Below are 14,261 nucleotides of genomic sequence, written 5' to 3'. Positions count from 1 at the left end.
TTTTTTAACTTTGATATTTTTTATAAAACTCTATTCCAGCAGAGCTAACGTTACTCTTTTTGATAGCAATATGCTGCTAAAGGAACAAGACAAAGTTGCAATAGAATTAGGAAAGTGACTTTTTAAATCTGTTCAAAGATTTGATATTTTGGTTCAAATAATATGCTTAAACCTTATTAAAGAATTTCAATGGTTATGGATAAATTTATTACTTCTCCTTGAAATGCTGACGATAATTTGTTGGGGAAACGCTGTATTTATCGCTAAAGCTTTTGGTGAAAGTTGCCAAGTCATTAAATCCACAGCCAAATGCAATTTCAGTAATGCGCTGATCAGAAACCAAAAGAAGTTCAGCAGCTTTTTCAAGCTTCTTATTTTTAATATAATTGGCTGGCGTATTATTATATAGTTTCGCAAACTCTCTTTTAAATGACGATACACTCAGGTTACATCGGTCCGCCAGCTGCTCAACTGTCTGCTGGGAAAATAGATTGGCTTCAATAACCTGTTTAAATGAATAGGTGGTCGCAGAAAAAAGTTGGGATAATATCAACTGGATTGCTTCCGCATTTTTAGTCTGAGACAACAATATTATAATTTCTTTTATCTTGAGAATTAGTATCTCCTCATTGATGAGTAAAGGATTTTCAAAATAAAACAACAGGCCTTCAATGTACTTTTGAATTAGGAAATCATTATCAATTTTTTCTTTAGATTTATTCGAAATGACACCATGAGGTTTATGTATCAGTGACGGTAGTTCCTTATCATAGATTTTTTTTAAGATATCTGGATAGAAAGTCACAATAACAATCTGGCAATTCGCCCCAGATTTAGCATTTTGGAGAAATTTCCCTGAACTGATGCAGTTTAGAAATAAGGAATAATTTCTCGGGATATTTAGCACCTCATCTTTTAGCTGGTATTGAAACTCACCTTCAAGAACATACAAAAAACACGCCTGTTCGGCCACTGGGAAATCATATTTAAACGGAGCTGTCAGTGCAATTTTTTGCATCATCGGCTTTCCAAATAGTTCATATTTTTTGTAATCCTTTAACATTGTTCTCAGAACATTTTAAACAAACTTAGTTATTAGATCTGTTATTTATCCAAATTTTTGATCATCATTTTACTTATTCTACCAAACAAGTAAAAAGAGCGTCCAGAGGTAGAACAGCACACCGACATCAAACCAAAAATAATATCGATCCGATATGGGAAAGGAATACCAGCGTCTTTCGGTTAGTCCAAATTTACTTCCATTTTGACATCAAGTGCTTTGCTGGTCGCCTTCAAAACATGATCAACCCAAATACATAACATGGGCTGTTTTCCAGGTTTATCTTGATCCCAGTCTTCCTTCCAGACAATGTCTATCGTTTTCCCGTGATAGTCTAAATTTCCGAGATAAAAATAATCCATTTTATCTATCGGTATAAGTGGCTGAACCTGAAAACTGTTGCTATGCGTCCCCTTAAATCCAATGAGATCTGCAATGATGATGTCTGGATAGGTGGAATGAAAGTAGTCATTTTGCCCTCCAAATTCCTGACCGTCACTTGGAATATACCATTCACCGATATTCGGATGGGCATAACCGTGAAGTCGTGTAAGCTTCATAATTTGTTCATAGAGGGTCTCCTTGTCTTGCGCAGTAATTTGATTTTTATAATTTCTTAAATAATTGGCATATGCTTTATATACAACCGAATTTTGAAAAGGCCAGCCACGGCCGTTCCAAGCATAAGCTTGTTCGTTATAATAAGGATGCTGTCTTTCTGCTGTGGTCATTCCTTTATGATTATTAAATCCTTTTTCAGATGTAAACGTTTCCCAGGCTACTTCATATTTTTTATTATCCCGACTAGGTATCATATTGAAATACCAAGGCGTGTAGCCAACTGACTCCCTTACCCTAGCCTCATAATCCCTAGCTCCATAGGCATTATCGCCGGCGGAGAAACTATTGAAAAATCCATCAGCTGAATTCCAAAGTGTCCTGAGAAACTTTTGTTGAATTTCCGTCGATTTAGCTTTATAAAGGCTTACTTTTTCTTTTACTTTAACGGAAGGGTTGTTTTGTTGTTCCAAAACATACATCTGGTATAGCGATTGATTGTTTCCATAGGAATAGCTTCCGACGGAGGGTCTTACAAGATAAAAATCGGGGTAACCTTTCGTAAAAGCCAGGGGAAAATCTTTTGCCTGTACCGTTTTTGCCGCTTTGTCAGTTGTCCCCCAACCTAGATAGAGATCTTTCCAAGTGCTATCTGTATAAATTTCATAGGGACCCTTACTTTCGATTAAGCCTAAAACCGCCGAAAGACTAAATTCCATTCCGTCATAGAGGTCCAGAATTTTATACATTCCATCGGTCTTGGATCCAGGGCTTTTTACTGTAAACAGGCTATCCAGAAGATGCTGATGATTTTCCATTGCAGGAAGCATCCGCTGCATCCAAGTCTTATCAGGGTGAATTTTCAAAAAAGATTCAATACCATCAATCATCCAACTGGAAAAATGAACACTTTCTGGTCTGCTAAGATGGGTCAAAAAGTTTCCATTCTCTCTTTGATTTAATCTGGAAGCCGATCCAAGCATAAAATATTCTGCATAAGATTGGAGGTATTTAGGATCACGGAGCCATCGTACATCATAAAACTGATGAGCTGTCGGACAGGTAATAGCCCCACTTAAAGATCCCCAGGCGGGGTATCCAAAAAACTCTGTAATGACCCAGTAATTCTTTGCATCCTGCGAATCATAATAATTCCGTAGATGCTTGCTAATCATCCACCAGCGGTAATTATAAACTCTACGCAATGTATCATTGGAACTCTCAAAATAGGGAATATTGTTGACCAAGAAATCTTTATTGTTAGATGCGTCATATGGACCATCCGATTTTGGTCTGTGTTCGTAGGAATTGAATTCATCTATATTCCCCATTAGATTGGTCCTCGCAACGCCTTTTAATCGGTTAAGTTCATTCTGATAAACCATTTCCCGCTTAGTTGAACAGGAAAACAGGAAAATCAGTATTATAGACCCCGCACTGACTAAAAAAGAAGCATGTAGGAAACCGAAACTATATTGTCTTTTCATATGGTCTAATCGAATAGAATTCTTTCAACATTGATTTGCCAGGGTTTATAGCATAAAATCAGCTCCAATCCGGAGCAATCAATTGTGGATTCATCAACTTCTGTTGTCGCAGCTTCTAAAGAAAATGAAGAAATCATCGACTTTATGGTTTTAACCCTATATGCTATATGAATATCACAAATCAACGCTAAAGCAAATAAATAACGAATCAACTGATTATTTTTGACAATTAATAATTGTGGAACAAAACAGAACACTATTGATACAATAAATCATACAGCCACAGAATTTTATTCCCATTTTCACATAAAAAAGTATGTTTTTCATATTTTTTCTACCTCTATTCTGAGGTAAATTTGCTCAATAAGTAAACTTAATCAAAAGAAGTAATTGCTATGATGAATGGAGATACCTATCCCATCATTGAAAACTTCGTAATTGATTTGATAAGAATACTGGAAAAATCCTACAATACTACAATGAAAAACATCCTGTGGAACGACAATGTCGTTCCACATTTTTTATTCTATCAAAATATTTCGTTGTCCTGACTTGCTTTTTTTATGACACCAATTCGAATGCAGGAAGCAATCTTATCTCCAGTAATAGATTTAATCTTAATGAAAAATTAATTTCCCTTCACTCTATTACCTTAATAGCAGGACCTTATCATAGCAAACGGGCAAGTTTATCTGCTAAACTTGCCCGTTGTGCTATTAATATTCCTTTTATAGATTGTTTCTCAGATAGCCCTGAAAGTTATCCTGGAATTGCAGACCGTGCCCTAATCTATATTTACTTAATTTATTATGGAGTGTTAGTCCCCATAATACAAATTCAATCAAAAAATGGAGATCATTAGGCATTGTTTCCGGTTGGTATTGCTGAATTAAAGCATGGATAGGTGTCACTTGATCCAAAATTCGCTCATAGTCGGCATCATTAAGCTCGTCCGATAATTCGATCCCCTCTGATTCCGAAAACCAGCGAACAATATCATCGTAAGGATAACGTTCGTTTTCTCTTTCCAGCTTCTCAATTTTGGGAAATAAGATTGGAAAAAGGTTTTTGACAGCATTTTCAATCAGTTGCAATGCAACCGTATCGGCTCCCTCCTGCTCACCTTCATAAACAAGCTCAACTTTACCCGTTATCGCTGGCACAATGCCCATAAAATCACTCAGCCTAATCGCGGTTGCTTCCGTCCCGCTTCTAAGCATGCGCAATTCGGCAGTACTTAATAGGTTTTGAAAAGCTGTTATACTCATACGAGCGCTCACACCACTTTTTTCATCAACATATTCACTATTTCGTGCTTCAAAACTTATTTGCTCAATCAGTTCCCGCGCCAGTTCAGGGACGTATATCTGCTCCTTCTGGGCCGTTTCCAAGTTCGCCTCCTGCGCAGTAATTGCCTTTGCTATCTCCACCGATGTGGGATAATGCGTGAGTATCTGTGATCCTATGCGATCTTTTAAAGGCGTCACAATACTTCCTCTATTGGTATAATCTTCCGGATTCGCAGTAAATATAAATTGCACGTCCAAAGGTAAGCGTAACTTAAAACCACGGATCTGAATATCTCCCTCTTGCAAGATATTGAAGAGTGCCACCTGAATTCTCGCCTGAAGATCAGGCAGTTCATTAATGACAAATATGGAACGGTTTGCTCTTGGAATCATACCAAAGTGAATCACACGATCGTCTGCATAACTCAATTTTAAATTTGCGGCTTTGATCGGATCCACATCACCGATCAAGTCGGCTACAGTTACATCAGGAGTGGCAAGTTTTTCAGCAAAGCGATCATTTCTATGAAGCCAGCTTATCGGCGTTTCATCGCCTTTCTCCTTTAATAGCTCCAGGGCATAACGTGATATAGGATTGTACGGATCATCATTAATCTCAGAACCCTGTACCACCGGGACATATTCATCCAGCAGATTGACCATGAGTCTAGCTAGACGTGTTTTCGCCTGACCGCGGAGACCTAGAAAATTAATATTGTGCTTGGAGAGAATAGCTCTTTCAAGTTCTGGAATAACAGTATCTTCATAACCATGTACTCCAGCGAAAACTGTTTCACCTTTCCTTATTTTTGTAATCAGATTCTGACGCAATTCTTCTTTTATTGTTTGAGGTTTATAACCCGAAGTTTTTAATGCACCAAAAGTTGTAATCTTCGTGTAATCCATATATTCTTATCGTATTCTTTTTTTGCGGTTTTCTTCATAATCCTCGAAAATCATTTCACCTAGATTTCCAAGTCCTGTGTAATAAGCTTTCCCTTGATTTGAAGCTGTAAATTCGTCAATGAATTGCTGCAGGTAAGGATCTGAAGCAATCATAAAAGTGGTAATAGGTATTCCCAACTTTCGAGCTTGCGCCGCCATACTATAGCATTTACTGGTGATAAACGGATCGAGCCCCATCGGATTCTTATAATAAGTACCGTCCGGCATATTTAAACAGCTCGGTTTTCCATCGGTTATCATAAATATCTGCTTATTCGCATGGCGTTTCCGCCGTAGCAAATCCATTGCTAATTTTAAACCTGCGACCGTGTTGGTATGAAATGGTCCAACTTGCAGATAAGGTAAGTCTTTTATCGCAATAGGCCAGGCGTCGTTGCCGAAGACGATAACGTCAAGTGAGTCTTTCGGATACCGTGTCAGAATCAGCTCCGATAAAGCCATTGCGACTTTCTTTGCAGGTGTGATCCGATCCTCCCCATATAAAATCATGCTGTGGCTGATATCAATCATCAACACCGTGCTCATCTGCGATTTAAACTGGGTATCCTCAACAACCAGATCATTTTCCGCTAAAGCAAACTCTCCTAACCCGTGATTGATCTGCGCGTTTTTTAAGCTCTCGGTCAAAACTATTTTTTCCAGGCCATCTCCATACTGATAGTTCCTGAAATCACCCATATTTTCGTCACTGCGTCCTTGGTGATTGGTTTTATGATTGCCCGACCTTCCTTTTCGCATTTTTCCAAAAATTTGGTCCAAGGCATGCTGCCGCAGCGCCTTCTCCAGTTTTGATGTAATATCCAGCCCACCCTCACCAGTAGAATCCAGCCTTTCTCTGATATATCCTTTATCCTTCAAATCTGCAATGAAGTCGTCTATTGTATAATCTGGGGTCGTGAGTTTAAACTCTTTATCCAATTGCCTTAACCAATCAATGGCTTCATCGAAATCCCCTGAAGTATGGGTAATCAGTTCTTTGAAAATATCAAATAATTTATCAAAAGGCGTTTGAAACGGCTCGTCATATTGTTTGAAGAGAAAACCTTTATTTCTTTTCGTGCTTTTCATGCATTCCTTTCTAGTAATAGAAGCAATTCAAATCCTTCTATAGGATGAATTTACGAAATAATAATCCTTATGTAAACGATATTCCTTTTTACATAAAAAAACTGGCTGTAGTATGACGAATGACAGCTTGCCATTTTTATCGCTGCGGGGGGGGGGGCACAAAGAATACAAACTCTTTGTGCCCTTTGATTTTGTTATGCCAAAGAATATGAAATTATTTCAAATAGCATTGAGTTTAATATTGTAGTTCCAAAGTTGGTTTATTGCTAGCAGCTTCCCTATTACTAAAGGACATATCATTTGTCGACGAAGCAGCACCTGCATTTAAAAATAGAAAAGATGCTTTGCGATCAGTCCCAGTCAGCAACCAAGGCACTATTAGCAATAGCACATTGAATCTTTTTATGGATATATGCATCTAAATCAAAGAAAATTAAATATTTTTAGATCACAATTACAGACCTTATGGACGACAAAAAATTAATGGAAGTAGATCAGTATCTAGATACACTCTCAGACAATGAACAACAGATAATTGGTCAATTCCGAAGAGCAATAGCAGAAAATGACAGTGACGTTTCCGAGAGCTTCGGAAAATTCATGTCAAATCCTAATGCAATCAGCTTTAACGAACAAGGGGTATTTAAATATGGGCTAACGGTTGCAAAGAACTATATTTCGTTCCATTCCTTGGTGATGTATGCTCACCCTGAATTAATGACAGAACTAAAATTAAAATTGCCTAAAGCAAAGTTTCAAAAAGGCTGCGTTAATTTCAAAACATTGGACGAGTTTCCGATATCAGTATTAACAGAGCATATTCAGAATTCTTCCAAAATAGATTTTAGCCCCATGATTAATCGTTATCTGAAAAAGAAATGACCATGCCCGATCGTCCCCTAGACTTTTTTTATAGCAAGTTGACCCAACTTTTTACATTAGTAGAATCCGAGCGGGAAGTGCTCGATACAAAACTCAAAATCCTACATTATAAAAGGGATAGTTACTTGATCGAACCCGACACAAAAGCAAAAAATCTATTTTTTCTGCAAAAGGGAATTGTGCGAAGTTTCTATCAAACCGACGACAGAGAAATTAACACGGAATTTTTCTTTGAAAATGAATATCTAACTGCTTTCACAAGCTTCCTTACTGGAGAACCCACCAAGCTCCATTTTCAATGTATGGAAGACGCCGAACTGATCCAGATTCCGAAAACATTAATTGAGGATCTATTGAGTCTCGATCACAGATGGTATATACTGCTTACTGAAATCTTAAAAAATGAATATATCAAAAAATGCCGTCGCGAAAGCTCCTTTTTACTACTCGACGCCAACGAGCGCTACCTTTACTTTTTGAAACAGTTCCCTTTTTCATTTAACCGCATTCCACTTTTTCATATTGCCTCCTACCTTGGGGTCAATCCCGAAACACTGAGCAGGATACGAAGTAAAAAGTCAAGCGAAATTGATCTAAGTCAAGTCAATAACATTTAGATTTTATCACTTTTGATATCATTATAAATGTACAGACAATGGAAAAAAGAGTAAAATTTGATTTTGAAGTTTATTTCACCAATGGAGGCAGCATCAAAGGGGAAGATTTTAGGCTTGATATCGCTAGCGAGGCCATCAGTAACCAAGAACTCGCTGATTATATCATTAAAGATTTAAGATTATTGATGGCAGGAAAAGTTATTATATCGAACAAAACCATCCTGAATGAACGCCATAAACGCAACGCGATCAATAGCGAACATCGGAAACATACGCTGATAGATCTCAGTCATACCATTGAAAATGGGTTGGTTACCTACAAAGGTCTTCCTGCGCCACATATTTGCGACTATCTATCCAGAGAAAATTCCAAAGAGTTTTACAGTGAAGGTACCAGCTTCCAAATCGGTAAGATCGACATGGTGACTAATACCGGAACTTACATAGACTGTCCTTTCCATCGGTATGAAGACGGAGAAGACACTGCGCAGACAGACTTGCACCAACTTGCGGAACTACCAGCCGCTGTCATTCGGATCCCGCATACTGAAACGTTGGAAATAACAGCAGATCATCTAAAAAACAGGGAAATTCGAAATAAAGCGGTATTGATACATACCGGTTGGGATCAACACTGGAATACAGAACACTATTATGAAGGTCATCCTTACCTAACGCTAGCGGCGGCAGAGTACCTTAGAGACTGCGACGTCAAACTAGTCGGTATAGACTCCCATAATATCGACTGTACAGCAGGTAACACGCGTCCAGTACACTCAATACTATTGAGCTCGGGCATATTGATCGTCGAGCATCTTTGCAACCTTGGCTGTTTACCAGATGAGAATTTCACCTTTACGGCGGCCCCTCCCAAAATCAGTGGTGTTGGCACTTTTCCTGTCAGGGCTTTCGCGTCCTTAAAAAACTCTATTGATGTATAAAACAATCCAATAGCTAAAAATTGACGGACTCGAATTTGGCAAAGAAGTCTTTAAATAACACAACTTGAAGAGGATTAAGTAAAAGCAAGGCCCTATTACGTGAAGAAAAAATGACAATAAAAATCTCTAGACCTGATCATGTACTCCTAAAAAGACATATCGAATACTTTTATATACTTGAAAAAACCGCAGAGGAAAAGCCTACAAACAAAAGGTGGTGTTAAGGAGATTTTTAGAAGGTCTCAAAAAAAATAAATCTTTTTATCAGGCATTTGAAACTTGAAAGAAAAAATCTAAATTACATATAGATCAATTCAGCGCTCTAATTTATCATATAACCTAAATTAGAGCGTATTGTCACAGTGGACCAAGATATGGAGAAAGCTAAAAAGAGTTTTTTATGGAAATCCTTTATATTATGCCTAGTCTTTATGACAGCATATCTTATCAGTTTTTTGATTTTTGACCTTAGCAACAATGAAAAGCTGAATTATATTATTTTTTCCCCTCTTGTACTCGCGTCGAGCTGGATATTCTTCTATTTCTTTTTGCAGCTAAAAGATACAAAAAGCTTGAAATATTATCTGTCTGCATGGATGCTAATAGCTCTTGCCATTATTTATACGAATGGTATTTTTAATCTCGATATTCGACTTCAGAATTTCTTCCATTCTTCAAAACTACCGAAAGAATACAGACAATATGTCGATATTGACAAGCCCAAAAACCAGTTCGGAAAACATGAAATTATACTTTTCAAAGCAAGTGACCATCCTATTGGCCAGTTTTTGACGAAAAACAATGAACTAATCATTCACAGTTTGACCGCCGCCAAGCATTCTAATGCTACATTTCCAATCATTCATACTTTTTACAAACTGGACAAAAACGGCAACCAGATCGATCAGTATTCCTATAAACAGAACAAAGACGACGAAACAGAAATTCTATTCGAAGGTTATCTAATCAACGTCACGCAACATTATTTTCGCAACTGGGCGCTAGATGGAGATACGACGAAAAAAACAATCGAACTGTACAACGCCAATCTTAGCTGGTCCGAAGGTCAACAACGTCAGGCACTAAATGACATTGAAAATAAAGCTGTTTACCTGCTATCGGAGAAAATCTATGGTTTTGATCAGCACAATTCGAAAAGTTATTCGAAAAAAACCTATTTAATGAACGGCAAATGGTATACGTTGTGTGAAAATATTTCGGATGACAATGAGTTCGCTCTACGGACCGAATCAAAAGGCCGCACCATGAATGATCTTTTTGGTCACTGGGATAAGAATGAATGGGTAGCAAATACCACTCCAGCCAATGTGCAATCCCTCTATTATCAAAAAATAAAACGAGTACGCAACAGACATGATACCAAGAGTGGCAAATATGAATCTGGAGACGTTTGGCAAGGCTGCCTATTCTCTCAGCTTATTATCGAAAATGACACCTTAAAATTTAAGGATAGTTTATATCTCGACGAACAATGGCATTGGTCCCAGATTGAAATCAATCGTAAGAATATAGGTACTTTAACTTTCGAAGATACCGAACAATTTCATACATATGGTTACTACGCAAATCCTGTTTTAAATTATCAGCTTTTTACCAACCAGCGCAACAGACTTTACCTGATTAAAAGGAAGTGATCTTTACATCTCGGCTTGAGAAATTTCACCTTCCAAATACATCCTGATTTTTAGCTATCCAAAATAATCACTATCTTACAAGAGATCAATTTGTGAATATATTTCCAATTTGGTAGCCATCGGATCCTAGTTAAAATAAATTTCAGGTATAGAAGGAAATACATCATATGAACACAAGATATTTTTTCTACGTCATTATCGTCATCGGCTTGTTCACCTCGTGTGGCCTAATCCATAATCTTCCTGATTCGGCTTCTCCCAATACCGGAGCAGATCCTAATTTATGGTATTCATTTGTGGATCAAAATGGCAATTTTTATCCCGATAACTGGAAGAAAAACTATGGAATCCCTTCGAATAAAGCCGCTAGGGATCCTTATTCCCTGATGAAAATTGCCACTGACAGAGGTGACCGCGAACAACTGCTTGCTTTTGAACGAGGTAATATGCTCCGTCTTTCGAAACGTATTGCACCCAAGAAACGTGTTTTTATTTTGGTACATGGCTTCAATGCGGATGAAGAATCTGTTGTAAAACAATATAAATATATTGCAGATCATATCGTTACAAACCCCAAAACCGATGAAATCATTCGATTTTATTGGGATGGTTTACGATCGACCTCCCCTTTTCGATCAGCAAAAAATTGGTTTTCCGCAGCTTCTTTTAGCCAGATGGCCGGTGAGTTCGGTTTAAGACGCATACTTAACAATATGGCGGATAAGGATGTTTATATTATCTCGCACAGTCGCGGGGCATCCGTGGTCATGAGCGCAATTTCAAATCCGGAATACAATAGTTCATTTTCTGCCCAAGCAAAAGACATTCACAATGTTGATATCGAGCGGGCAAAGCCATTGCTGGAAAACAAAAACAGGATTACCTGCATCATGCTGGCACCAGCAATAGGCCTTTCCGAATTTCAATATACTGACACAACAACTAATACAAAAAAATTTGTCGATCTGAGCACGCAAGTAAAGAAAATACATATCACGATTAACGGGACTGATAAAATGTTAAAGAAATTTTTCGGATTTCTATCCAACAAACTCAACCCAACTGATCTAGGGTATAAAGAGGAGAGCTTTAACGCGCTTAAGAAAAACTATACTATCTTTTCGATGACGGATTTTACAGGAATGTCAAGCCACGATTTTAGTCGTTACATACGAGATCCCAAATTCAAGCAAATGTTGCGGGAAGAATCAATTCAAGTACAATAAGTTATTACCGAATTTTCGCAGATTGGCTAATATGTCCTGGTTTAAAGTACCGCAACTATTTTCTCAAAACGACCGTGATTACTTATAGAAACTGGTAACAGTTCCCTTCGTCCCTTCATAGCAATGCCAGGCAAACCCAGTGGATCTTTAACAACTTGACATCTTTTGAGTTCCACCACATGATCCAAATGGTCGAATACCTTAACTGCTATGGTATGTATAAAATCAGCACCAACAATGGTCTTGGTATAATAGCGATTCTCTTCACAGACGACCTCTCCCACGGCAGTGCCGCAAGACCTTTCAACAAAAGAACACAGCAATCTAATAGGTGCATATTTTCTGCTACCCGTCTCTCTATTCCAAATTTTGTAAGCAGCTTCTTTCATACTCCACAAAAGCCACACAACAATCTCCTGATCGTCACTATTGGCTATTAACAACTGCTCATTTTCACTAAATATCTTGTTAATAAACCCACGACGTCTCCAATTACTGTCTTTTCTAGACCGAACTAGATCGACAATGTCATTTCCAATCATTTCTCATTAAGCTTGGTTTCGATAATATCGATTGCCGCCCTTACATTAAGCATACGTTCCATATCCGCATTTTCAATAACTATCTCGAACTGCTCTTCGATATCCAGTACGATATCAACCAGATTAGCGGAATTGATTTGCAGATCATGAATAAAATCAGTTTCTTCGGAAAGCTTTCCGAATGCTGCTTCGTTTGTCGTATAAGGTGCTATAATAGGTTTTAAAGCATTGATCAGTTCTTCTCTATTCATATGTCAAGTTATCAAATTTTTTAAATATTAAGCAAGCATTCACATCCCCAAATCCAAAACTTGCTTTGGCAATGATTTGAGGAGCAAAACTCCTTGTGTGCATAGGTACGTTTGATGGATCTATCAGTGCAGCAATTTCAGGATGTAGGTCAACACAATTGCTGTTTCCAAATATAAAACCGTGATATAACTGCAAGACCGTAGCTACACTCTCTATACTGCCAGCTGCACTAAGACAATGTCCAGTCATACCTTTTAATGAGTTTATAAAGGGAAAATCCTTCCCCCTCCGTCCAAGAGCCTCAATCCAGTTTTCTATTTCAAAAGCATCTTTGGTAGTTGCTGTTAAATGGCCATTTATAGCATCGACTTCCAAAGCGGAAACACCTGAATTTTTCAAGGCCTCTATAATACACCGACGAACAGCATCAGCATTAGGTGCGGTCATACTACCTGTTCCCCGCTGTCCCCCAGAATTTACCTCACCGCCCAACAACTCACCATAGATCGTTGCCTTTCGTGCTAAGGCACTTTCCAAATCTTCCAATAGCAAAGCTCCTGCGCCGCTACCGGGCACAAACCCTCCGGCTGTCGCGCTCATCGGACGAGACCCTTCATGCGGGCGATCATTATAATGCGAACTACAAACGCGCAATGCATCAAAACCACCCCAAATATAAGGGCCGCTGTCTCCGGTGCTGCCAGCCAGCATCCGTTTTGCCCTACCGGATCGAATACGGTCATAAGCCATTAGAATTGCTTCGGTGCCAGTTGCGCAAGCAGATGAATTTGTTGTTACTTGGTTTCCAAGCCCCAATTTACCGCCCAAATATGCGCTGACACCACTGCTCATCGTCTGGGCCACAACTGTACTACCTAACCTGCGGATCTGTAAATCGTCAATTTTATAGATGCTCTCACGAAACTTATCGATACCAGAGCTCCCGGATCCAAAAATGGTTCCACTGTCCCAATCCGGAGCAGATTCAGTCGCTATCGGTAACCCTGCATTTGCCCAAGCTTCCATACCTGCAATGACTCCATATAATATCCCCGTACTGTTAAAACCTCTAAGCTCAAGTTCAGTGAAATAGCGCCTTTTAAAATCATCCGCTATTTCAGGGGTTCCTGCTATCTGACAGGAAAACTGTAATTTCTCCAGTTGTACATCATGTCGAATACCCGAGACACCATCTTTTATCGCTTGGGTAAAAGACGGTAGGCCTACCCCATTCGGTGCTACAACCCCCATTCCTGTAATGACGACTCTCTTCATAGTTCCTCCGTAATCATACCTGCCAATAGCCCCTTACAAACCTCCTGTCCGCTTTCATTTTTCATAACGACTTCACATTTTAGTTTACCAAACCTGAAATATATTTTTTTTGAAAATACGGTAACTCTTTCTTTCGGATATACAGGCTTTAAAAATTCTATTTCAGTCGAGGTCAACGCTATAGCAGGGTTAGCCGTAACCTCTTTATCCAGCAAAAAAATTCCCAGACAGGCTAAACCTATCTGTGCCATCGTTTCGATCAAAATAACTCCCGGGGTAATCGCTTTGCCATAAAAATGCCCTCTATAAAAATCCAGGTTTTCATTAAAAGTATAAGCACCTGTAATACCTTCCTCATCAACATGAATTAATTCATCGACAAACAAAAAAGGTTCTCTATAGGGCAATTGTGCCATTATATTATTCAAATCCATTGATCA

The 14,261-nt window shown here is 38.5% G+C and carries 13 protein-coding genes; 5 read left to right on the top strand and 8 right to left on the bottom strand.

Translation table 11 applies throughout. The annotated features are described in order from the left end of the window. Positions 1-208: 208 nt before the first annotated feature. The 4 genes from B3C94_RS02185 to B3C94_RS02170 all read right to left on the bottom strand — a co-directional run bounded on the left by B3C94_RS02185 (position 209) and on the right by B3C94_RS02170 (position 6,431). Entirely contained in the window at positions 209-1,063 is an 855-nt protein-coding gene (locus B3C94_RS02185; RefSeq protein WP_293898273.1) for an AraC family transcriptional regulator, read from the bottom strand. 182 nt (positions 1,064-1,245) lie between these two features. After that, positions 1,246-3,108, bottom strand: a complete 1,863-nt coding sequence (locus B3C94_RS02180) for an MGH1-like glycoside hydrolase domain-containing protein (RefSeq protein WP_293898270.1) — start codon at positions 3,106-3,108, stop codon at positions 1,246-1,248. 728 nt (positions 3,109-3,836) lie between these two features. Continuing rightward, complete coding sequence (locus tag B3C94_RS02175; protein WP_293898267.1) at positions 3,837-5,303, bottom strand: AAA family ATPase; 1,467 nt, start codon at positions 5,301-5,303, stop codon at positions 3,837-3,839. 6 nt (positions 5,304-5,309) lie between these two features. Then, positions 5,310-6,431, bottom strand: a complete 1,122-nt coding sequence (locus B3C94_RS02170; RefSeq protein WP_293898264.1) for a vWA domain-containing protein — start codon at positions 6,429-6,431, stop codon at positions 5,310-5,312. A 465-nt stretch (positions 6,432-6,896) separates the two neighbouring features. Here B3C94_RS02170 and B3C94_RS02165 point away from each other — a divergent pair, with 465 nt between their 5' ends. The 5 genes from B3C94_RS02165 to B3C94_RS02145 all read left to right on the top strand — a co-directional run bounded on the left by B3C94_RS02165 (position 6,897) and on the right by B3C94_RS02145 (position 11,752). After that, complete coding sequence (locus B3C94_RS02165; RefSeq protein WP_293898261.1) at positions 6,897-7,313, top strand: hypothetical protein; 417 nt, start codon at positions 6,897-6,899, stop codon at positions 7,311-7,313. 2 nt (positions 7,314-7,315) lie between these two features. Then, positions 7,316-7,930 carry a Crp/Fnr family transcriptional regulator gene (locus B3C94_RS02160; protein ID WP_293898258.1) on the top strand — a complete coding sequence of 205 codons (615 nt, stop codon included), beginning with the start codon at positions 7,316-7,318 and terminating at the stop codon, positions 7,928-7,930. A 38-nt stretch (positions 7,931-7,968) separates the two neighbouring features. Beyond that, a complete protein-coding gene (locus B3C94_RS02155) occupies positions 7,969-8,871 on the top strand; it encodes a cyclase family protein (RefSeq protein ID WP_293898255.1) in 903 nt (300 codons plus the stop codon). 431 nt (positions 8,872-9,302) lie between these two features. Then, the gene (locus tag B3C94_RS02150; protein WP_293898252.1) at positions 9,303-10,526 is read left to right on the top strand and encodes a hypothetical protein; all 1,224 of its coding nucleotides are present in this window, start codon (positions 9,303-9,305) and stop codon (positions 10,524-10,526) included. Positions 10,527-10,693: 167 nt separating this feature from the next. Next, positions 10,694-11,752, top strand: coding sequence for an alpha/beta hydrolase (locus B3C94_RS02145; RefSeq protein ID WP_293898249.1), 1,059 nt, complete (start codon positions 10,694-10,696; stop codon positions 11,750-11,752). 41 nt (positions 11,753-11,793) lie between these two features. Here the strand turns inward: B3C94_RS02145 and B3C94_RS02140 are convergent, their stop codons facing one another. From B3C94_RS02140 to B3C94_RS02125, 4 genes are read right to left on the bottom strand one after another with little or no spacing between them, the layout of a single operon-like run. Then, positions 11,794-12,294 carry a 4'-phosphopantetheinyl transferase family protein gene (locus B3C94_RS02140; RefSeq protein ID WP_293898246.1) on the bottom strand — a complete coding sequence of 167 codons (501 nt, stop codon included), beginning with the start codon at positions 12,292-12,294 and terminating at the stop codon, positions 11,794-11,796. After that, positions 12,291-12,545, bottom strand: a complete 255-nt coding sequence (locus B3C94_RS02135; RefSeq protein ID WP_293898243.1) for an acyl carrier protein — start codon at positions 12,543-12,545, stop codon at positions 12,291-12,293. Before B3C94_RS02135 ends, B3C94_RS02140 begins: the two co-directional genes overlap by 4 nt. After that, entirely contained in the window at positions 12,538-13,821 is a 1,284-nt protein-coding gene (locus tag B3C94_RS02130; RefSeq protein ID WP_293898240.1) for a beta-ketoacyl-[acyl-carrier-protein] synthase family protein, read from the bottom strand. Before B3C94_RS02130 ends, B3C94_RS02135 begins: the two co-directional genes overlap by 8 nt. Next, positions 13,818-14,255 carry a 3-hydroxyacyl-ACP dehydratase FabZ family protein gene (locus B3C94_RS02125; protein WP_293898238.1) on the bottom strand — a complete coding sequence of 146 codons (438 nt, stop codon included), beginning with the start codon at positions 14,253-14,255 and terminating at the stop codon, positions 13,818-13,820. The genes B3C94_RS02130 and B3C94_RS02125 overlap by 4 nt, the downstream gene beginning before the upstream one ends. Positions 14,256-14,261: the final 6 nt, after the last annotated feature.

The sequence above is a fragment of the Sphingobacterium sp. UBA5670 genome, from assembly GCF_002420705.1.
GTDB lineage: Bacteria > Bacteroidota > Bacteroidia > Sphingobacteriales > Sphingobacteriaceae > Sphingobacterium.
The sequence above is the reverse complement of the archived record's forward strand: the minus strand, read 5'-3'. Positions and strand labels throughout refer to the sequence as shown.